This is a genomic window from Antarcticibacterium sp. 1MA-6-2 (assembly GCF_021535135.1).
Classification (GTDB): Bacteria; Bacteroidota; Bacteroidia; order Flavobacteriales; family Flavobacteriaceae; genus Gillisia.
Genome location: NZ_CP091036.1, coordinates 2,620,401 through 2,640,082, shown reverse-complemented (window position 1 = coordinate 2,640,082; position 19,682 = coordinate 2,620,401). Strand labels below are relative to the sequence as shown.

Genomic DNA, 19,682 nt, shown 5'->3' with positions numbered 1-19,682 from the left:
TAACCTATGTCTATTAAATTTTTCCTCAGTGTTTTGGTTACAGGACTGCTATTTACGTCTTGTGTTTCCTCAAAAGTTCACAAAGATTTACAATCTCAATATGATAGTCTTCAAGAGAAGAATCAAAAGCTTTCTACTGACCTTAAAGAAACAAAAGTAAAAGCTGAGAAAGATCTTGCAAGCCTTCGGGAGGAATACAATGCAATGCTGGCAGAGAAGAATAAAATACAAACAGATTTGGAAACTACCAGGTCTCAATTAAAAAGCCTCACGGAATCCTACGATGCTCTTGAAGCTAACAGTTCTAGTGCTTTGGCAGAAAATTCAAAGCGTAACCGCGATCTTATTGCACAGTTAGATGAAAAAGAGAAAACTTTGGCTGCAGAACAGGCAAGACTTGAAAAACTTCAAAAAGATCTTGCTGCACGATCCAGCAGGATAAATGAACTGGAAGGCCTAATTGCTGCTAAAGATGCTAAAATGAATGCTCTTAAAACGGCGGTTTCAAATGCACTCACAAATTTTGAAGGTAAAGGTCTTACAGTAGAACAAAGAGACGGCAAAGTCTATGTCTCTATGGAAAATAAACTATTATTCAATTCCGGTAGTTGGGCTGTGAATGCTGAAGGAAAGAAAGCTGTACAACAACTAGGTGCAGTACTGGCTCAAAATCCGGACATAGCTGTGCTCATTGAAGGTCATACAGATAATGTTCCTTATGGGGGCTCGGGGCAACTTCAGGATAACTGGGATCTTTCAACAAAGAGAGCGACAGCCATCGTACAGATCTTGCGTGAGAACAACAAAATAGATCCTCAAAATCTCACAGCGGCAGGAAGAGGAGAATACGCACCTGTAGCCAGTAATGAAACTTCAGAAGGTAAAGCAAAAAACAGAAGGATTGAGGTTATTCTTACCCCAAAGCTGGACGAAATAAGTCAGCTTCTTAATGAGGTGGAATAGCTAGAAATCGCTTTTTTTCTGTCTGTTTTAGAACAGGAAATTAAAAAAATGAACTTTTATTTAGAGAGGGAAGTGTATGTGGAAGCTTTTTCATAAGAGCAAATCCCATTTCATTTTCCTTCTAATCTCCTTAGTTATTATTTTTTTAGACTCCCCGATTCTACGGCTGTTATAAATTTCTTAAAGTTCCTTAGGATTAGGTGCTCAGTGGCAAACTCAAGCTTTTAATAAAATATTATTTCTGACCTTTGCAGCTTTTAATTAGTGAAAGACTTAGAAATGGAATATACGAGATTACCAGATTCAGATATAGAAGTTAGCAAGATCTGCCTTGGCTCAATGACCTGGGGAGAGCAAAATACCGAGGCCGAAGGGCATCTCCAGATGGATTATGCTATAGAGCAGGGGGTGAATTTTATAGATACTGCAGAAATGTATCCTATCCCCGCCAATGAAAAAACACAGGGCAGTACCGAAGAAATTATCGGTTCTTGGTTCAGGAAGAATGGCAACAGGGATAAAGTTGTTCTGGCTTCAAAAATAGTTGGTCCGGGAAATTCTATGTCCCACATCAGGCCAAATCTGGATTTTAGTAAAGAGTCTTTAAAAGATGCATTAAACAAGAGTTTAAAAAGATTACATACAGATTATGTAGATTTATATCAACTTCACTGGCCTGAGAGAAATACAAATTTTTTTGGTAAACTGGATTATGAAGTTGATCCTGAGGATAAATGGAGTGACAACTTTAGAGAGATCCTCCTGCACCTGGAAGGTTTTATTAAAGAAGGGAAGATTAGAAAAATTGGACTTTCAAACGAAACACCTTATGGGGTAATGCGGTGCGTGGAAGAAGCGCGAAAAGGCGCTCCAAAGATTAGTACGGTTCAAAATCCTTACAGTTTATTAAACAGGAAAGATGAGGTTGGACTTAGTGAAATTTACCATAGAGAAAATATAGGTCTTTTTCCATACTCTCCATTAGGTATGGGTACCTTATCGGGTAAATATTTAAACGAACAGCCACAAAACACCAGGCTTACCTTATTTCCGCAGTATACAAGATACTCCAGTGAACAGGCAGTGGAGGCTACAAAACGTTACTGTGAAATTGCCGATAAATTTAGCTTAAAACCTGCACAAATGGCTCTTGCTTTTGTACGCCAGCAACCCTTTGTAACCAGTACAATAATTGGTGCTACAACAATGGATCAATTGAAGGAAAATATTTCGAGCATTAATGTGGAGCTATCTTCTGAAGTTATAACAGAAATAAATAAAGTGCACAAAGCTTTTCCCAATCCGGCCCCTTAATTATAAAGAATTAACCAGGCTTTCGTGGATAAAGGCAGCCTGGTTTTTACCAGTCCTTATGTGAAACCATTCATTTGTTTTTCCTAAGAACCGTACGGTTTCCTGAGCATCCAGATTGCCTATAATCCGGGATTTTTGAGCAGTGGGTTGATCTCTTAAATTTGCTGTTCCTTTTGCTAAAAGCGTTTGAACATTGGGAATTTGGGGGACTTCAGGTTCAGGGTTTTCGTATTGAAATATGTACGGAAAAGGATTAATTGCTCCCTTATATCCTTTATAGATCCCGAAGTGTAGATGTGGGGGTGTGGTTCTCGCATTTCCGGTGTTACCTACAAATCCTAAAGTATCTCCTGTTGTTACACGAGCATTTCCTAAAGCTGCGATGCTGTCCAGGTGAGCATAATATAAAGATTGACCTCTTTTAGTATCCCTAAGCCATACCTGCTTACCTCCCAGACCCCTTTCTCCCGATGAAGTTATACGGCCATTTGTCACGGCGATAACAGGCGTACCCCGCGGTGCAAAAATGTCTACTCCTTCGTGGCTTCTTCTACCTCCATCTCTGGCATCGCCCCAAATACTCTGCACGTTTCTGTTAGTTCCACTTAAGCAACAGGGAAATTATAAACAGGAGTTTTTTTCAATTTGAGAACAAATGGTGTATTTGCTTCAAGAGCTGGCTGGACAATGAGCTTGTATGTGCCCGTTTGATCAATTTCTGCGGAAAGTGTCCTTTCAGCGTAGTCTGCAGTTTTGATCTTTTTATAGGTACGTAAGGAATCATTCTGTCTCTCGTAGAGATCAATGAAAACCAGGGGGTTCAAACTGTCAGATTCTACTTCCAGCTCCAGTTTTTCACCAGCACTTAGATTAACGTCATAAGAATATATTTGAAAATTCTTCGGAAAAAAGTGTCCGGCCAGGACATAAGGAAGTTCAATTTCCACACTGTCATTCAAGGCTAATTGCACCTGCTCCTCCCAAAGCTGAAATAATTCATCTGATATTTTAAAATCCCTTTGGTACTTTTCTTTAGCTGTTGGATTAGAAACCAGATCTTTTGCCTTATTAAGCTGGGAACAGCTCGTTAACAGGGAAAGTGCCAGACATAAAAATATTACCAATCGTTGCATTTACATCTTTATGCAATTTGAAGCAGGAATTATGCCAGTTTAACCAAATAAGAAGCTTACAACATCCTCAATTTTAGATACTTTCTGCACTTTTATTTTAAAAGTATGGGCAGGTAGTTTAGTTTGTTTTGAGACCATTATAGTGGCAAAGCCTAATTTCTCTGCTTCAGAAATTCTTTGCTCTGCACGGGTAACGGGCCTTATCTCTCCTGCCAGTCCCACTTCAGCAGCAAAACATATGTCTTTTTCTATAGAAATGTCTTCATTAGACGAAAGCACAGCTGCAATTACGGCCAAATCAATTGCAGGATCATCTACAATAATTCCACCTGTGACGTTAAGGAAAACATCTTTTGCTCCAAGACGAAAGCCTGCTCTTTTTTCCAGAACGGCGAGCAGCATATTTAGTCTTTTAGCATTATAACCTAGGTTGCTGAACGCTGGGGAGTGCCATAAACAGCAGAACTTACCAGGGCCTGGATCTCAATCATCAAGGGGCGCATTCCTTCCAGAGTTGAGGCGATGGCGGTGCCACTTAATCCTTCATCATTATTGGAGATCAAAATTTCAGAAGGGTTTGAAACTTCTCTTAAGCCACTTCCCTGCATTTCATAAATGCCTAGTTCATGAGTAGAACCAAACCTGTTTTTATGTGCCCTTAAAATGCGATAAACATGATTTCTGTCTCCTTCAAACTGAAGAACCGTATCTACCATATGTTCCAGGACTTTTGGGCCTGCTATACTTCCTTCTTTGGTGATATGGCCAATGAGGATAACAGGAACAGCACTTTCTTTAGCGTATTTGATAAGCTCAGCCGTACATTCTCTAATTTGAGAAATGCTTCCCGGAGAACTTTCTATGTAATCGCTATGGAGGGTTTGAATGGAATCAATTATAACCACTTCGGGTTCGAGTTCCTCTATTTGCCTGAAGATGTTTTGGGTTTTTGTTTCAGTAAGAATATAACAATTGGCAGGATTGGGATTTATTCGTTCGGCCCGCATCTTTATTTGTTGCTGGCTTTCCTCTCCTGAAACATACAATGTTTTTTGTTTTAAATGTAAAGATATCTGTAGTAATAATGTGCTTTTCCCAATTCCAGGCTCCCCTCCTAAAAGAGTAAGAGAACCGGGAACGAGGCCACCGCCCAGCACCCGGTCTAATTCTGAATTATTGGTATTTAACCTGGGCTGATTGCCTACTTCAATGTCAGAGATCCGAAGAGGTTTAGGTATTCTTTTTACCTCTCGCGACGCCTGCGGTTTCCAGTCTTTTTGATCGGGTTTTTGGACAACTTCTTCTACAAGTGTGTTCCACTCTTTACAGGCACTGCATTGTCCCTGCCATTTGGAATGTTGAGTGCCGCAATTCTGGCAGAAAAAAGTCGTCTTTACCTTAGCCATTTATTTTATCGTCCTGATTTTTAGTACCCAAAATCATTTTTTATTTTTTCAGCCTTTTCAAGCATAAAGTCTACAGTAAGAAAAGCAACTGGCTCCTGGCCATAAGCGTTTTGATAGCTTCTCATCGCCTTTTTAGGGTCGCCAATTTCCTCTTCATACCTGGCATCAAAATAAGTTGCCAGCATTGTTTTTGGATAATTCTTTGCTGCCAGTTTTGAAAGATCTTTTAACCCTTCCCAGTTCCTGGTCTTCTCCATAGCATTATACACTGCCATGAAATCATTGATTCGCACTGTTTTATCTATTCCAAAAAGGGTATGGATAGATTCATATTTTTCTACCAGGTAATCATAAGCTGAAACAGAAGTTTGCAGCAAGATCCTGTTGTAATCCTGTATAGAGATTGGCCGATATACCTGGAAAATCTGTTCAATAGCTTTTGGTATGGCATTTCCCACTAAGGTATAATGAGTTGCATCCTCAAAATTGTCGAAATTGTAGAACAAATTTTTATTGGTTATACCCGCGAGCTTTGCGTCAAAATCAATTATTTCTTCTTTTAAGCTGGGAATATCTTCTCCGGATGTTGCGAGGTAGTACCAGGTTTTGTTTGTTGACCGTTCCAGAGAACTGGCCACACGATTTGCCATTTCAGGAGCGAGATCAGGACTTAAATTTATATAGCCCTGAAAAAGAGGTGTTTCTTTTAATAAGTAATAGTTGATAAAGTTAGATGTAAAGTCGTGGCCCACTATAACTCTAAAGGGTGCTGTTCGGTATTTTGATTCGACAAATGGAAGTAGTTCCATTCCCAGAAATTCAAAAAATTTGGCACCTTTATCAGCCGGGAGAAACCTTTGGTTGTCGTAAAAAGCATCTTCTTCACGAGTAGAAACCTGGTTTACACCCACTACAATCATCTCGGGAATATCTTCCCAATATGAGTAGTAGTCTACATTACCTGCTACAGGTTCAAATAAATAATCTCCGTCTAAAACCAACATAACAGGATAAACTTTATCCTTGTTTTGCTCATAATTTCGCGGGAGTTGGATCTTTAATTCTCTTGTTTCTCCTAACTTAGAAGATTGTATTGTTTGATAAGTTACTTGTGCCGGGGTCACAAAGGGGGCTACCAGTAACAGTAAGAAAAGTAGTTTTCTTGCCATAGAATTGGTGTTAGATTTGGGCCACCAATATAGTTATTATTTCTTACGGTTATAAATTGGTAGAAAAAGGAAGGAAAGCCCTCCCAGTATTACAATCATAATGGTTTGAGTGGTCCAGGTTATCCAACCCAATGCTTCGCCACCCTGCCTGCTAATACCAAATAACATCAAAGCGGCACCAAAAGCTACCGGGAATATTCCTATTCCTCCATTAGTGGCAGAAATTGTGAAGCCTCCTACTACAAAGAGCACCATTACTACACCAAAAGAGAGTGAAGCTGTTTCAGGAACGGTAAAGATCAGGACATAAGTCATTAGTATGTACATGATCCATATAAAAAGTGTGTGGAGGATAAAGGCGACCTTTTTTTTCATTTGTAAAATACTGCGCATTCCTTCCAGTAAACCACGGGCAAAATTTTTAATCTTCTGCATAAATGGATGCGTAGATCTTCTTATGAACATAAGAATAAGAATTCCTACCGCCAATAAAGCCAGTAGAATTCCCAGGGTCATTAAGGGATTAATTTTATTTTCTCTGAAAAAAGTGAGAAGGTATTCCGCCTGCAGGATTAAAGTAACCCCTATTATTAAGAGGAGCATGAAAAAATCGGCAATTCTTTCAGAAATAATTGTTCCAAAGGCTTTTTCAAAGGGTATTCCTTCGTAGCTGGTTATAGTTAATCCTCGTAACACTTCACCTGAACGGGGAATTCCAAAGTTAGTAAGGTAACTAAGCCATCACAGCCATAAAACTATTGGGAAACCTTGGCAGGTAACCCATTGGCTCCAGTAGATACTTCCAGCGATAAGCTCTGGAAAGGTGAGATAAGATCCCGAAAAACATTGAAAGTAGGATCCAGCCCGGGTGGGCAGAAGTAATGTTCTCCCAAAGCTCTATCCTTTCCTCGGGGGTGGCACTGCTCAAAGAATAATAGATCAAAAAAACTCCCAGGGATAGTGGGAGTATAATTTTTAGTGCCTTTTTTGTAGTACTATTCAAAAAGCTTTAATTCAAAAGATTGTTTGCTTCATTTGGAAATACCAGGGAAGGCTTAAATTTTTTAGCTTCCTCAATATCCATTATTGCATATGTTATAAGGATAAGAACATCACCTTTAGCTACTCTTCTTGCCGCAGCCCCATTTAAAGTAATTTCACCGGAGTTCCGGGGCCCTGGGATGGCATAGGTTTCAAGTCTTTCTCCATTGTTATTATTTACGATTTGTACTTTTTCTCCTTCAATAATATTTGCTGCGTCCATTAGATCTTCATCAATGGTAATACTGCCAATGTAATTAAGGTCTGCCCCGGTACATTTAACGCGATGGATTTTAGATTTTACTACGTGAATCTGCATTTTCAAATTTTAATTTTATAAAGCGATATTATCTATAAGCCTAATTTCCCCGGCGTATGCAGCTATAAAAGCGCGATACACTTTTCCGGATTCTTTTTCCTTTGCTGTTTTAAGTGAATCATTATCTGCAATTTCAAAATATTCAAGCCTTAGAGCCGGATGTTTCTCGAATTCGCTGTTTACCCATTTATTTATCTTTGTTGCACTTTCTGTACCAAATTTGTCGCGGACAGATAGCAGGGTTTGATATATAAAAGCCGCCTCATCCCTCAATTCCGGAGTTAGTCGCTCATTCCTGGAACTCCTTGCAAGACCATTTTCTTCCCGGTCTATTGGGCAACCAATTATTTCTACAAGTAATCCTGCTTTTTCAGTTAATTTCCTGATGATTTGAAGTTGTTGATAGTCTTTCTCTCCGAAAAAGGCTTTATCGGGCTTAACAATTTCAAATAGTTTTTTAACTACAGTTCCCACCCCGTCAAAATGTCCTGTCCGGTACTTTCCTTCCATTTCATCTTCAAGTCCGTCAAAAGCAAAATGTTCTGCTTTAATATCATTTCCGTATAATTCAGATGCGCTGGGGGTAAAAATGATTAAATTTTGGCCTAAATTTTTCAGTAATAAAATGTCAGAGTCCAGGGTTCTGGGATAATTGTTAAGATCTTCGGGATTATCAAACTGGGTGGGGTTAATAAAAATGCTTACCACCACCGTGTCACTGGCTGCTGCAGCTTGTGTTACAAGGGAAAGATGTCCCCGGTGTAAAGCGCCCATGGTAGGAACAAATCCTACTGATTTTCCCTCCTGTTTTAGCGACCTAATTGCGCGTTTTAAGGCGGCTTTCTCTTTAAAAATTTGCATTTTGATAGAAAATTAACAGCGTGCAAACTTAAGATATCTCTGGCAAACTGCATAAATTTTTGTATTTTTGCATGTTTTTTATTCGTAAAAGCCAAAAATGATATGAAGAGAGCAATGCGTAAATAGAAAAGTCCCTATGAGTATTTGCGCCCGTTGCACATTACCCATTAAAGAACAAACAAGATAACATATGAAAGATAAGAGGATATTGTACGTATCATCTGAAGTTATACCTTACCTGCCCGAAACCGATATATCATCTATGTCTTTTGAAGCCGCCAGAATGGTCAACGGTTTGGGTGGTCAAATTAGAATCTTTATGCCTCGCTATGGGAATATTAATGAAAGAAGGCATCAATTACACGAGGTTATAAGGCTTTCTGGTATGAACCTGGTTATCGATGATCTTGACATGCCACTTATTATTAAAGTTGCTTCTATCCCCAAGGAAAGGATGCAGGTATACTTTATAGATAATGAAGATTATTTTAAAAGAAAGGCCACTCTTACAGATGAAGAAGGAAAACTTTTTCCTGATAATGATGAGCGTGCCATTTTCTTTGCAAAAGGGGTGATAGAGACAGTAAAAAAACTTAATTGGGCACCTGATATAATTCACGTTCATGGCTGGCTGTCATCGCTGCTGCCACTGTATTTAAGGAATTATTATGGGAAGGAACCATTGTTTGCTGATGCTAAAATTGTTACTTCTGTATACAATCAAAGCTTTGATGATACGTTAGATAACAACCTAAGTAAGAAAGTATTGTTTGATGGCCTTGAAAATTCAGATGTGAAGCATCTTAAAAAACCCACTTATGTTAACCTCATGAAAACTGCTATAGATAATTCTGACGCAGTTATCGTTGGCGGGGATAATATACCAGATGAATTAAGTAAATATCTTAAGAAGATAGAAAAACCCGTTTTAGATTATAAAAGTCCTGAAGAATTCTCTATTGCTTATCAGGAATTTTACAGCTCCCACGTTTTATCACAATAAGTAATTAGTACCCAATGATTTTATTGAAAAGAATGCGCTATTTCCCGGCCCTTGTGTTTTTGGTTTTAGCATTTATATCCTGTGACGATGATTTTACCAGCGTTGGAGGAGGCCTAATTGGAGGAGATCTTGATGAGGTTCCCAATTACGAGGCAGGTGTTGTTGCATATACACAGGAATTAACTGCTGTTCAAACAAACAACTTATCTGCAAATCTATTAGGTGTGTATAAAGAACCTGTCTATGGAGTTCACACGGCAAACGTGTTGACCCAGATAAGCCTGTCCGCTAATAATCCAAGCTTTGGAAATGAACCAAGATTGGATAGTGTGGTCCTTACAGTTCCTTATTTTAGCACTCAAACTGATGTTGATTTAGATGGAAATCCCGTTTATGAACTTGATTCTATATATGGAAATTCACCTTTTAAGCTGACTATTGCCAGATCAAATTATTTTTTAAATGATTATGATCCCGATGCAAACTTTGAAAGCAGGCAGAAATATTATTCAAATTTGGATCCTACCTTAAGAAATTCCTTAGTGGGACAACCTTTATATGTGAATGAGTCTTTTAAGCCATCCAATAGCAGTGTTTCCTACCGTCAACCCAATGATACAGGATCAATGGACACTGTTACTGTGTCTCCAAGGATGCGAATCCATTTATCGACAGAATTTTTTAAAGAAAATATTTTAGAAAAAGAAGGTTCTGCGCAATTGCTCAATGGTAATAATTTTAGAAACTTTATTAGGGGCCTTTACTTTATGGCTGAACCTGTCAATGAGGATGGTTCCATGATGTTGCTGAATTTTGCTAATGGTGAGGCGGGAATCACTCTTTACTATACTAACGTTGAAGAGGAAGATGAAGTTGAAACCGAAGAAGAAAGAAGTTTTAAGATCAATTTTGGTCCAAACCGGGTAAATACCTTTGTACAGGAATTACCTGAAGCTATTAAAGAAGATATAGCAAGTTCTAATGAGGAAGAGGGAGCGGCAAACCTTTATCTTAAAGGTGGCGAGGGTAGTATGGCTATAATTAAGTTATTTGAGGATGAAGCTGAGTTGGCAGAGCTAAGGGAAAAAGACTGGCTTATAAATGATGCTAACCTTACTTTTTATGTCAACCGTACTGGTTTTGAACAAGGACAGGCAGAGCCATCCAGAGTTTATCTTTACAACCTTGACAAAAATGAATTGTTATTTGATTACCGCATAGATCCAACAGGTTGGGGTGCAGGACCCTGCTTTGGCTTATACTTCTCACGCTCCGGAATTAGTAAGAGATGATAACGGAAATGGTCTTTATTACCGAATTAGAATAACTGAACATGTGCGAAGGATCTTAAACGAAGAGACAGAAAATGCCACTCTAGGTTTGGTAGTGATCCAGCATTTAAAAGATGTTGCGAATGCTTCAGTTAAAGTACCTGCGGAAGATGAAGTGTCATTGCCACCTGCTATTAGGGTGCCATCAGGATCTGTAATAATGCCAAAGGGAACAGTTTTACACGGGAATCTTTCTCCCGATGAAGAAAAAAGACTGAAGTTTAATATTTATTATACTGAGACAAATTAGTTATGTGTGGAATTGTAGGTTATATAGGAAACCGGGATGCCTATCCCATAGTAATGAAAGGATTGCAACGTTTGGAGTATCGCGGGTATGATAGTGCGGGAGTTGCTTTATTTGATGGCGAAAATCTTAATCTCTGTAAAACAAAAGGAAAAGTTGCAGATCTAAAAAAGAAATTTGAAGAAACTACTTCTACTTCCGGAACTATAGGAATAGGACATACCCGCTGGGCTACTCATGGTGTGCCAAACGATGTAAATTCACATCCACACTATTCAAATTCAGGAAACCTTGTAATTATACATAACGGGATCATTGAAAACTATGATTCTCTAAAAAAGGAACTTAAAAAGCGGGGATACACCTTTCAATCTGATACAGATACTGAAGTTCTGGTAAATCTTATTGAAGATGTAATGGTCAATGAGGACGTGAAGCTGGGGAAGGCTGTTCAAATCGCACTTAACCAAACGATTGGTGCTTATGCCATTACCGTATTTGACAAAAGAAAACCTAATGAGCTTGTTGTTGCCCGGTTGGGAAGCCCTCTTGCTATAGGGATTGGAGAAGATGAATTTTTTATAGCATCTGATGCCTCTCCGTTCATTGAATTTACCAGTGATGCAATTTACCTTGAAGATGGAGAAATGGCAGTTGTGCGACGTGGTAAATCTATTAAAGTGAGAAAGATTCAGGATGATTCCATGGTAGACCCTTATGTTCAGCAATTACAGCTGAATCTTGAGCAAATAGAAAAAGGTGGCTATGAGCATTTTATGCTTAAGGAAATATACGAGCAGCCAAATGCAATTACCGATACCTATAGGGGTAGAATGCTCGTGAATGAAGGTATTATAAGAATGGCGGGAGTAGATGATAATATCGAAAGACTTGCCAATGCTAAAAGAATAATTGTTGTAGCCTGTGGTACTTCGTGGCATGCTTAAGCCTGGTTTCAGAATATATATTTGAAGACCTGGCAAGGATTCCTGTTGAGGTAGAATACGCTTCAGAATTTAGATACAGAAATCCAGTCATTTATGAAAATGATGTGGTGATCGCCATTTCTCAAAGTGGAGAAACAGCAGATACCATGGCTGCTATTAAACTTGCTAAGGAAAAGGGCGCTTTCGTCTTTGGAGTTTGTAATGTAGTAGGTTCTTCTATTTCGAGAGAGACCCATGCCGGAGCTTATACTCACGCTGGACCTGAAATTGGAGTGGCCTCTACAAAAGCATTTACTACTCAAATTACAGTTCTTACACTTATTGCATTAAAATTGGCAAAATATAGAGGAACAATTTCCGATTCTGAATTTAGACTTCATTTACAGGAGCTTGATAGAATTCCCGCTAAGATCTCCACGGCACTGGAGGAAAATGAGCATGTGAAAATTGTTGCTGATAAGTATAAAGAGGCACCAAATTGTCTTTACCTGGGAAGAGGGTATAATTTTCCCGTTGCACTTGAAGGAGCTTTAAAATTAAAGGAAATCTCTTATATACATGCAGAAGGGTATCCGGCTGCCGAAATGAAACATGGCCCTATTGCTCTAATTGATGAACAAATGCCTGTTGTGGTTATTGCTACCAGGAAGGGTCATTATGATAAAGTTGTTAGTAACATACAGGAGATTAAATCCCGAAGCGGAAAGATCATAGCAGTTGTTACTGAAGGAGATGAGGCGGTAAGAGAATTGGCAGATTATGTCATAGAAGTTCCCGAAACACTGGAGCTCCTTACTCCTCTGTTAACTACCATTCCTCTTCAATTACTTTCTTACCATATAGCAGTAATGTTAGGTAAAAATGTTGACCAGCCACGAAACCTTGCCAAATCGGTGACTGTAGAATAAATTATCATATTTAATAAGTAAAAAGCCTCTTCAATAACATGAAGGGGCTTTTGTGTTTTTACTACCTCACTTCTGTAATTGCCAAATTTCCTGCTTATTACGGGCTTCGGAGAGGTTTTCGGCATTATCGTAATTTTTCAGAAAAAGTTGTACTGGAGCCTGTTTAATTTTATAAAGAAAAAACTATCTTTGCACCCGGAAAAAGGCTTAGGGTATATTCTTATTATCTAGGGATTTATCGGGTTTGTCTTAAAAAATATCAGTCTAAACAATAAAGAATTATATAATGTCTAAAATCACAGGTAAAGTTGCACAAGTCATTGGCCCTGTAGTTGACGTAGTTTTTAACGCGGAAAACATTGGTTTACCAAGAATTTACGATTCCCTGGAAATTACCAGGAAAGATGGATCTATTTTGGTTCTGGAAGTACAGTCTCATATTGGTGAAGATGTCGTAAGAACCGTATCTATGGATTCTACAGATGGGTTAAGCCGTGGAGTAGAAGTTATTGCTACAGGAGCTCCTATCCAGATGCCTATCGGGAAAGAAGTTTATGGCCGATTATTTAATGTGATTGGAGATGCCATCGATGGGATGGAAAATCTTCCAAAGGCTGGTGAGAAAGGCTTGCCAATTCACAGAGAAGCTCCAAAATTTGAAGATCTTTCTGTGTCTACTGAAGTTCTTTTTACCGGGATTAAAGTAATTGATCTTATTGAACCATATGCAAAAGGTGGTAAAATTGGTCTTTTTGGAGGTGCAGGTGTTGGTAAGACAGTACTTATTCAGGAATTGATCAACAACATTGCAAAAGGACACGGTGGTTTATCTGTATTCGCAGGTGTTGGAGAAAGAACCCGTGAAGGGAATGACCTTCTTAGGGAGATGCTTGAATCTGGGATTATAAAATATGGAGAGGACTTTATGCATTCTATGGAAGAAGGCGGATGGGACCTTTCTAAAGTTGATAAAACTGCTTTAAAGGAATCTAAAGCAACTTTCGTTTTTGGACAAATGAACGAGCCACCGGGAGCACGTGCAAGAGTAGCCCTTTCAGGACTTACAATTGCTGAATATTTCCGTGATGGAGCAGGAGAAGGACAGGGGAAAGACGTACTTTTCTTCGTAGATAACATTTTCCGTTTTACACAGGCAGGATCTGAGGTATCTGCACTGTTAGGACGTATGCCTTCTGCGGTAGGTTACCAGCCAACTCTTGCGACAGAGATGGGTGCGATGCAGGAACGTATTACTTCTACTAAAAACGGATCTATTACATCTGTACAGGCGGTTTACGTACCTGCGGATGACTTGACTGACCCGGCACTTAAGCAACAACCTTTGCCCACCTTGATGCTACAACCGTACTTTCAAGAAAAATTGCCGAGCTGGGTATCTATCCAGCGGTGGATCCTTTGGATTCTACTTCCCGTATTCTTACTAAAGAAATACTTGGAGCAGATCATTATAACTGTGCCCAGCGTGTAAAAGAGCTTTTGCAGAGGTATAAGGAACTTCAGGATATTATCGCGATTCTTGGTATGGAGGAACTTTCTGAAGAAGATAAACTTGCAGTATCACGTGCAAGACGTGTTCAGCGTTTTCTTTCTCAGCCATTCCACGTAGCTGAGCAATTTACAGGTCTAAAAGGAGTTCTTGTTGATATTAAAGAAACGATTAAAGGCTTTAATATGATCATGGATGGGGAACTGGATAAATATCCGGAAGCTGCCTTTAACCTGAAAGGAACTATTGAAGAAGCGATCGAGGCAGGTGAGAAAATGCTTGCTGAATCATAAATAGTATTGAGTATTGAGTAGTTAGTAGTGAGAGAGTCTCTAAACTAATTACTCAATACTTATATCTCAATACTCAATACTCAATACTCATATCTCAATACTAAAAAATATGTATTTAGAAATAGTTACTCCCGAAGCAGTAGTTTTTGGAGCTGAAGTTGAAGCAGTAAAGGTTCCCGGAGTTGAGGGTGAATTCCAGATGCTTAATCATCACGCGCCAATAGTTTCACTTTTAACTAAGGGGGAAGTACAAATAAATCTTGCATCAGAAAGCCAGCAGGATCTTAAGAAGCTTTCTAAAGATTTTAGAAGCGAAACAGGAGCTGCCAATGTTCTTTATTATCCAATTAAAGGCGGAGTTCTTGAAATGAAAGATAATAAAGCAATAGTGCTTGCCGATTAAGTTCAAAAAATGATATTTTAAAGCCTCGCATTGCGGGGCTTTTTTTATACCTGTTTTCCCTCAGATATTGCCTGCACCAGAACAGCCAGATCTGTGGTTAAGTCATAAAGCTGAAGGATTAAATTGCCCGGCGAAATTTGCACAATCTCCCATTTTTTCTCTATGCTTCCTGTGTGGGTATTGAATTCCGTTATTAAGAAGGTCCCTGAAGCCATTTCCGGAATTATCATTTTAACGTCTACAGGCTTTGCCTTTTTATTTATTTGTTTCCTTTTTATAGCATCAATCCGCAGCAGGTATACTATTGCCTGTGTGGAATCAGAGCAACCAAATGATGTAAAAGCTTTACTAGATAGTCTTATTTCTTCATTAATATTTTTTCTTCGGAAGGTCTTCCATTTCACAAGATTGCTAAACTTACTCAAAATTATCTGCTCCCTGCGCATCCCCTCGGTTAAAACGTGCGGATGCCTGTAGGGCCATCGCATTCCGCCCCCGGCTCCTCCGGATGCCAGATGTGCCCATTGGATATGTTTAAAATATTCGTCGTCAAAAGCTTCCGGAAGAATTCTCTTTCTATTTTTAAAAGCATAAATAGGTCCGTGTTCCGAATCCAGAAATGGCCTGTTGTCAGTTATATGCTGAAGGGCCTCTCTCACTAATTTTCCAGTAACGACTGCAGATTGAACAGTGTCTTTAGGGTTATTAATGGTAGCAGCATCATAAAAATGTGAACTTGCAAAATCCAGTTTCGGATGCCGGAAAATCGCATCTGCTAACTCAGGATTTTTATCTAATTGGGGACCAAAAATGCTCACGGTCTGTAAATGTGACCTTCCGTACAACTTTAATTCGAGATTTCGCACGTGATCACTTATTTCAGAAATGAAGGGTATAATGTATTCTGATTTTCCGCCGCAATGAGCGGGATGTATTTCGTTCCATAAGTCCCACGCAAAAAGAGCTCCACTTCCTCCCCAGCGGGAAATGAAAAATGTGAAGCGGTTTTTAATAGCCTCCCTCGTCTCCTTACACATTAGCCACTCACTTCTTCTGACACAAGGTCCTCCATTCTTTTTATTGTATGGGTGGTGCTTCCATCGCAGCCACATCCAGTAAGTATCTACTGGTGTTATTAGCAGTCGCATTTCGTGCTTCTCACATAATTGAAAAAGATCATCCCAAAGCTGCACCATATTCGCCTGAAACTTACCCACAGGCTTCTCAAGATACTGTAATTGTTCTGGCTGTATTCCATCATGAATCTCAGAACAGTAATTCCATGAGCTTTCAGCCATTTTAAATGATTTTCTACCTGTTCCAGATCTTTACGTTTGAACAGGTTATTGAAATCCGGCCAGTTTATCGCGTCATTTTGTCCAATAGGTGTAAAGTCTGTTCCATCTTTAGCAATGAAATATGGAATATCACCGGGGGCCTGCTTTATCCACGGCAATGAATTTTTGATGTGGGAACTTGCTGTTTCACTGTTTTTTTGTGCCTTATTCATTCGTAAGATTCCTGCTTCTTATTCTTCTGAATATTCTAAAATATTCCCCGGTTGACACTCCAACACCTTGCAAATGGCTTCCAGAGTTGAAAATCTTACTGCCTTTGCTTTTCCCGTTTTTAGAATCGACAGGTTGGCTGTTGTAATACCTATAGCATCTGCAAGTTCGATGCTTCTCATGCCACGTTTTTCCAGTATCAGGTCGAGATTGATTTTTATTGCCATATTATACGGTAAGTTCATTTTCTTCCTGTACGCTTCGGGCATAACTGAAGGATTTAGAGAGAAGGATGAAAAATAAACCCAGGGCAAGGCTAAACCATAAAGAATCAAATGATGTTTCAAACCGGAGTCCTACACTGGCTCTTTGTTCCAGGACCAGTCTAAGAAAGAAATTCAAACCTACTTCAGCAAGTGCGGTGATTATAATAAGTTGGCCAATTAATTTTAGACCTGCAATTTGAAGAGGAGTAAATACCTTTCGCTTAAAAAAACTGCGCACTACCTTCCGAAGTAAATAAATTATATAGATAAAAACAGCTGAAATAATCATTTTGAACAGAATTCCTATACCCAACGATAAACTAAATTCGTTTACCTCTAAATCATTAATGGTGACCATAACCGGAATATCAATATCAGTAAACCAATAGAAAAATGTGAAAATAGTCTTGAAAATCAAACCCAATAATGTGAGCCAGAAAAATATGTCCAAAATTGTTTTAAGCAGAATGGGAGGTTGAATGGAGGTGCCTGTTTTCATTTATTATTGTTTTTCGATAACAAACATATTATAAAATTATCGATAAACAATAACAGACTTAGATTTAATTTTAAAAATATTTTTTTAGGAAATTTTTGAATATTAAGGTAGGTCGTTATTATGAGTTCGTTAAGATTCTGCACCTGCTGAAGAAGGTGGTTTATAGCGTTATAACTGTTTTCTGTGTCTTTTAACTTCAATAATAACTGTTATATTTGCGTAAACGGAATTTTTAAAGTCGCATATGCTAATAGCTATACTTTTAGGATTTATCTTTTCATTGTTATTGGTAGTAGCCGGAAAATTCTTCAAAGGAAAATTCGCAATTGTATCTGCGTTGGTTCCTTTAGGACTGTTTCTTTATTTTTTACAGTTTATTCCTCAAATCTCCGGGGGAGATACAATTGTTCATAGTTATCCCTGGGTTCCTTCTTTTGGTGTAAATCTTGATTTTCACCTGGACGGTCTGTCTCTTCTTTTTTCTTTAATGATAACAGGAATAGGCTTTCTGGTTTTTGCCTATACGGCCTCGTACTTAAAAGGTCACGAATATCTGGATAGGTTTTATGGTTATTTGAGCATGTTCATGGCAGCAATGCTGGGGCTTGTACTATCAGATAACCTAATTTCTTTGTTTGTCTTTTGGGAACTCACCAGCATAAGTTCATTCTTTCTAATTGGATTTAACAATTCCAATCCTGAGTCAAGAAAGTCAGCAATAACTGCTTTGGCGATAACCTAGCTTTGGTGGGTTAGCTTTGTTGGCAGGAGCTCTAATATTAGGATCAGTAGGAGGTAGCTACAGCATTACAGAACTTCAGGCTTCAAGTGGTGAAATAATTAACAGTCCGTATTTTGTCTTAATTGCCATCCTGATTTTTGGAGCAGCATTTACAAAATCAGCACAGTTTCCTTTTCATTTTTGGTTACCGGGAGCAATGAAAGCTCCAACTCCGGTTTCCACTTACCTTCACTCAGCTACAATGGTTAAAGCCGGAATTTATCTTTTAATGAGGCTTACTCCTGTCCTGGGGAGTAACGAATTCTGGAATTCAACTTTAATTATTGTAGGAGCTATTACGATGGTATATTCTGCAATACACACTTTATTCCGTATCGATCTCAAAGGAATTCTGGCTTATTCTACTATTTCTGCTTTGGGAATTCTGGTATTCCTTATTGGGCAGGGAACAGAAGGTGCCTTACTTGCGGCTGCCGTTTTTATAATCGTGCACGCTTTATATAAAGCAACTTTATTCCTGGTGACAGGTATAATAGATCATCAAACTCATTCCCGCGATGTTACTTTCTTAAAAGGTTTAAGAAAAGTCATGCTTCCTGTGGCAATAGCAGGATTTCTTGCAGCCATTTCCAGTGCTTAGTATTCCGCCGACTATAGGTTTCCTTGGAAAGGAATTGACTTATGAATCAACTCTGGCAGTTGTAGGGGCTCCTGTTCTTTGGATTGCTTTGATCCTCATTACAAAAATTTTATTACTGCATGCGGGTTTTGTTGCCGGAATAAGTCCCTTTGTTGGTAAGCTTCCGGAAAAACTCGAGAAGACTAAATTTCCCGGACCTCTCTTATGGGTGCCACCAGTATTATTATCTGTCGCCGGGCTTGTTTTCGGAATTTTTCCCGGAATTATAGAGGGTTCTCTCATTAAGCCTGTTGTTGCTGCAATGGGGGAAGATGCGGGAGAACATCATTTACAGTTGTGGCATGGTTTCAATACAGTACTGTGGTTAAGTGCTGCCACCATAGTAATTGGTACAGTGTTATATTTTGTCGTTAAACCGTCTCAAAAGTTGGTGAATACTGCGGCAAGAGTGGAATTTCTTTCGCCAAAATCCGTTATGACCAACTCGTGGAGTTTCTTTAATAAGTTTTCTTCGGGCTGGACCAGGCTCTCACAGAATGGATATCTTAGGAATTACGTTTCAGTAATTCTGGTTTTCATGATTACGTTGTTAGGGTACGCTCTGTATAAATCGGCAAAATTTGCAATAGATCCGGCTTCACTTACTGAAATTACAATTTACGAAATGGTGGTCGTAGCTATAATGCTGGTGGCAATAATTTTTACCGTTTTCACCAGATCCAGATTGGCAGCAGTTGCTTCCATGGGAATTGTTGGACTTGCTATTTGTTTGCTTTTTATTTTTTATAGTGCCCCCGATCTTGCAATGACCCAGTTTTCTATAGATACTTTAACAGTTATTCTCTTTGTACTTGTACTCTACAGGCTGCCAAGATACCTGCAATTGTCTGATTATAAAACAAGGATTAAGGATGGGGTACTTTCGCTCGCCCTGGGAACAATAATTACAATTCTTATACTTGAGGTTCTTGCAGAGCTTATTAATAAAGAAATTTCTCAGTATTATGCAGAAAACGCTTACGTACTCGCTCATGGTAAAAATGTGGTGAACGTAATATTGGTAGATTTTAGAGGGGCTGATACTTTTATGGAAATCTCAGTTCTGGCAATTGCAGCTATTGGAGTATTCGGATTGTTAAAATTAAGGCTTAAGGAGACAGATCAACGTTAAATAGGAGAAAT

The 19,682-nt window shown here is 38.8% G+C and carries 17 protein-coding genes and 4 pseudogenes; 9 read left to right on the top strand and 12 right to left on the bottom strand.

Annotated elements, in window-relative coordinates; genetic code table 11:
- Positions 1 to 6 precede the first annotated feature (6 nt).
- A complete protein-coding gene (locus tag LZ575_RS13500) occupies positions 7 to 963 on the top strand; it encodes an OmpA family protein (RefSeq protein WP_235325023.1) in 957 nt (318 codons plus the stop codon).
- A 279-nt stretch (positions 964 to 1,242) separates the two neighbouring features.
- Positions 1,243 to 2,277 carry an NADP(H)-dependent aldo-keto reductase gene (locus LZ575_RS13495; protein WP_235325022.1) on the top strand — a complete coding sequence of 345 codons (1,035 nt, stop codon included), beginning with the start codon at positions 1,243 to 1,245 and terminating at the stop codon, positions 2,275 to 2,277.
- On the opposite strand, the gene LZ575_RS13490 is transcribed toward LZ575_RS13495, so the two are convergent.
- The 8 genes and pseudogenes from LZ575_RS13490 to panC all read right to left on the bottom strand — a co-directional run bounded on the left by LZ575_RS13490 (position 2,278) and on the right by panC (position 8,206).
- Positions 2,278 to 2,865, bottom strand: a complete 588-nt coding sequence (locus LZ575_RS13490; RefSeq protein ID WP_235325021.1) for a M23 family metallopeptidase — start codon at positions 2,863 to 2,865, stop codon at positions 2,278 to 2,280.
- 17 nt (positions 2,866 to 2,882) lie between these two features.
- Entirely contained in the window at positions 2,883 to 3,410 is a 528-nt protein-coding gene (locus LZ575_RS13485) for a hypothetical protein (protein WP_235325020.1), read from the bottom strand.
- Positions 3,411 to 3,449: 39 nt separating this feature from the next.
- Positions 3,450 to 4,816, bottom strand: a pseudogene (radA, locus tag LZ575_RS13480) (DNA repair protein RadA).
- Between the two features lie 20 nt (positions 4,817 to 4,836).
- A complete protein-coding gene (locus LZ575_RS13475; protein WP_235325019.1) occupies positions 4,837 to 5,985 on the bottom strand; it encodes an alpha/beta hydrolase in 1,149 nt (382 codons plus the stop codon).
- A 36-nt stretch (positions 5,986 to 6,021) separates the two neighbouring features.
- A complete protein-coding gene (locus LZ575_RS13470; protein WP_311195792.1) occupies positions 6,022 to 6,681 on the bottom strand; it encodes a lysylphosphatidylglycerol synthase transmembrane domain-containing protein in 660 nt (219 codons plus the stop codon).
- 37 nt (positions 6,682 to 6,718) lie between these two features.
- On the bottom strand, positions 6,719 to 6,988 hold the full coding sequence (locus LZ575_RS23785) for a lysylphosphatidylglycerol synthase domain-containing protein (RefSeq protein ID WP_311195791.1): 270 nt from the start codon (positions 6,986 to 6,988) through the stop codon (positions 6,719 to 6,721).
- Positions 6,989 to 6,994: 6 nt separating this feature from the next.
- Entirely contained in the window at positions 6,995 to 7,345 is a 351-nt protein-coding gene (gene panD / locus LZ575_RS13465) for an aspartate 1-decarboxylase (RefSeq protein WP_235325018.1), read from the bottom strand.
- Positions 7,346 to 7,360: 15 nt separating this feature from the next.
- The gene (gene panC / locus LZ575_RS13460; RefSeq protein ID WP_235325017.1) at positions 7,361 to 8,206 is read right to left on the bottom strand and encodes a pantoate--beta-alanine ligase; all 846 of its coding nucleotides are present in this window, start codon (positions 8,204 to 8,206) and stop codon (positions 7,361 to 7,363) included.
- Between the two features lie 190 nt (positions 8,207 to 8,396).
- Here panC and LZ575_RS13455 point away from each other — a divergent pair, with 190 nt between their 5' ends.
- The 6 genes and pseudogenes from LZ575_RS13455 (at position 8,397) to LZ575_RS13435 (ending at position 14,845) form a co-directional block, all read left to right on the top strand.
- Positions 8,397 to 9,209 carry a glycogen/starch synthase gene (locus LZ575_RS13455; RefSeq protein WP_235325016.1) on the top strand — a complete coding sequence of 271 codons (813 nt, stop codon included), beginning with the start codon at positions 8,397 to 8,399 and terminating at the stop codon, positions 9,207 to 9,209.
- A gap of 32 nt (positions 9,210 to 9,241) precedes the next feature.
- Positions 9,242 to 10,501 (top strand): DUF4270 domain-containing protein, encoded by a 1,260-nt coding sequence (locus tag LZ575_RS13450; RefSeq protein WP_255702615.1) that lies wholly within the window; start codon positions 9,242 to 9,244, stop codon positions 10,499 to 10,501.
- Positions 10,461 to 10,790 carry a DUF4270 family protein gene (locus tag LZ575_RS22615; RefSeq protein ID WP_255702614.1) on the top strand — a complete coding sequence of 110 codons (330 nt, stop codon included), beginning with the start codon at positions 10,461 to 10,463 and terminating at the stop codon, positions 10,788 to 10,790. The genes LZ575_RS13450 and LZ575_RS22615 overlap by 41 nt, the downstream gene beginning before the upstream one ends.
- A 2-nt stretch (positions 10,791 to 10,792) precedes the next feature.
- Positions 10,793 to 12,642: pseudogene (glmS, locus tag LZ575_RS13445) on the top strand (glutamine--fructose-6-phosphate transaminase (isomerizing)).
- Positions 12,643 to 12,928: 286 nt separating this feature from the next.
- Positions 12,929 to 14,442 (top strand): annotated as a pseudogene (gene atpD, locus LZ575_RS13440) (F0F1 ATP synthase subunit beta).
- A 109-nt stretch (positions 14,443 to 14,551) separates the two neighbouring features.
- A complete protein-coding gene (locus LZ575_RS13435) occupies positions 14,552 to 14,845 on the top strand; it encodes a F0F1 ATP synthase subunit epsilon (protein WP_235325015.1) in 294 nt (97 codons plus the stop codon).
- 44 nt (positions 14,846 to 14,889) lie between these two features.
- Here the strand turns inward: LZ575_RS13435 and LZ575_RS13430 are convergent, their stop codons facing one another.
- The 4 genes from LZ575_RS13430 to LZ575_RS13415 are packed head-to-tail and all read right to left on the bottom strand — an operon-like array spanning position 14,890 to position 17,118.
- On the bottom strand, positions 14,890 to 16,041 hold the full coding sequence (locus tag LZ575_RS13430; RefSeq protein WP_235325014.1) for a hypothetical protein: 1,152 nt from the start codon (positions 16,039 to 16,041) through the stop codon (positions 14,890 to 14,892).
- Positions 15,981 to 16,355 (bottom strand): hypothetical protein, encoded by a 375-nt coding sequence (locus LZ575_RS13425; RefSeq protein ID WP_235325013.1) that lies wholly within the window; start codon positions 16,353 to 16,355, stop codon positions 15,981 to 15,983. Before LZ575_RS13425 ends, LZ575_RS13430 begins: the two co-directional genes overlap by 61 nt.
- A gap of 18 nt (positions 16,356 to 16,373) precedes the next feature.
- A complete protein-coding gene (locus tag LZ575_RS13420) occupies positions 16,374 to 16,580 on the bottom strand; it encodes a helix-turn-helix transcriptional regulator (RefSeq protein WP_235330735.1) in 207 nt (68 codons plus the stop codon).
- Position 16,581: 1 nt separating this feature from the next.
- On the bottom strand, positions 16,582 to 17,118 hold the full coding sequence (locus LZ575_RS13415) for a DUF2975 domain-containing protein (protein WP_235325012.1): 537 nt from the start codon (positions 17,116 to 17,118) through the stop codon (positions 16,582 to 16,584).
- 244 nt (positions 17,119 to 17,362) lie between these two features.
- On the opposite strand from LZ575_RS13415, the pseudogene LZ575_RS13410 reads away from it, so the two are divergent.
- Positions 17,363 to 19,671 (top strand): annotated as a pseudogene (locus LZ575_RS13410) (putative monovalent cation/H+ antiporter subunit A).
- Positions 19,672 to 19,682 lie beyond the last annotated feature (11 nt).

Excerpts from the sequence above, each read along its gene's own strand:
- LZ575_RS13500 (WP_235325023.1), top strand. The coding sequence starts at position 7 with ATGTCTATTAAATTTTTCCTCAGTGTTTTGGTTACAGGACTGCTATTT.
- LZ575_RS13495 (WP_235325022.1), top strand. The coding sequence starts at position 1,243 with ATGGAATATACGAGATTACCAGATTCAGATATAGAAGTTAGCAAGATC.
- LZ575_RS13485 (WP_235325020.1), bottom strand. The coding sequence starts at position 3,410 with ATGCAACGATTGGTAATATTTTTATGTCTGGCACTTTCCCTGTTAACG.
- LZ575_RS13475 (WP_235325019.1), bottom strand. The coding sequence starts at position 5,985 with ATGGCAAGAAAACTACTTTTCTTACTGTTACTGGTAGCCCCCTTTGTG.
- panD (WP_235325018.1), bottom strand. The coding sequence starts at position 7,345 with ATGCAGATTCACGTAGTAAAATCTAAAATCCATCGCGTTAAATGTACC.
- panC (WP_235325017.1), bottom strand. The coding sequence starts at position 8,206 with ATGCAAATTTTTAAAGAGAAAGCCGCCTTAAAACGCGCAATTAGGTCG.
- LZ575_RS13455 (WP_235325016.1), top strand. The coding sequence starts at position 8,397 with ATGAAAGATAAGAGGATATTGTACGTATCATCTGAAGTTATACCTTAC.
- LZ575_RS13450 (WP_255702615.1), top strand. The coding sequence starts at position 9,242 with ATGCGCTATTTCCCGGCCCTTGTGTTTTTGGTTTTAGCATTTATATCC.
- LZ575_RS13435 (WP_235325015.1), top strand. The coding sequence starts at position 14,552 with ATGTATTTAGAAATAGTTACTCCCGAAGCAGTAGTTTTTGGAGCTGAA.
- LZ575_RS13430 (WP_235325014.1), bottom strand. The coding sequence starts at position 16,041 with ATGGTGCAGCTTTGGGATGATCTTTTTCAATTATGTGAGAAGCACGAA.
- LZ575_RS13425 (WP_235325013.1), bottom strand. The coding sequence starts at position 16,355 with ATGAATAAGGCACAAAAAAACAGTGAAACAGCAAGTTCCCACATCAAA.
- LZ575_RS13420 (WP_235330735.1), bottom strand. The coding sequence starts at position 16,580 with ATGGCAATAAAAATCAATCTCGACCTGATACTGGAAAAACGTGGCATG.
- LZ575_RS13415 (WP_235325012.1), bottom strand. The coding sequence starts at position 17,118 with ATGAAAACAGGCACCTCCATTCAACCTCCCATTCTGCTTAAAACAATT.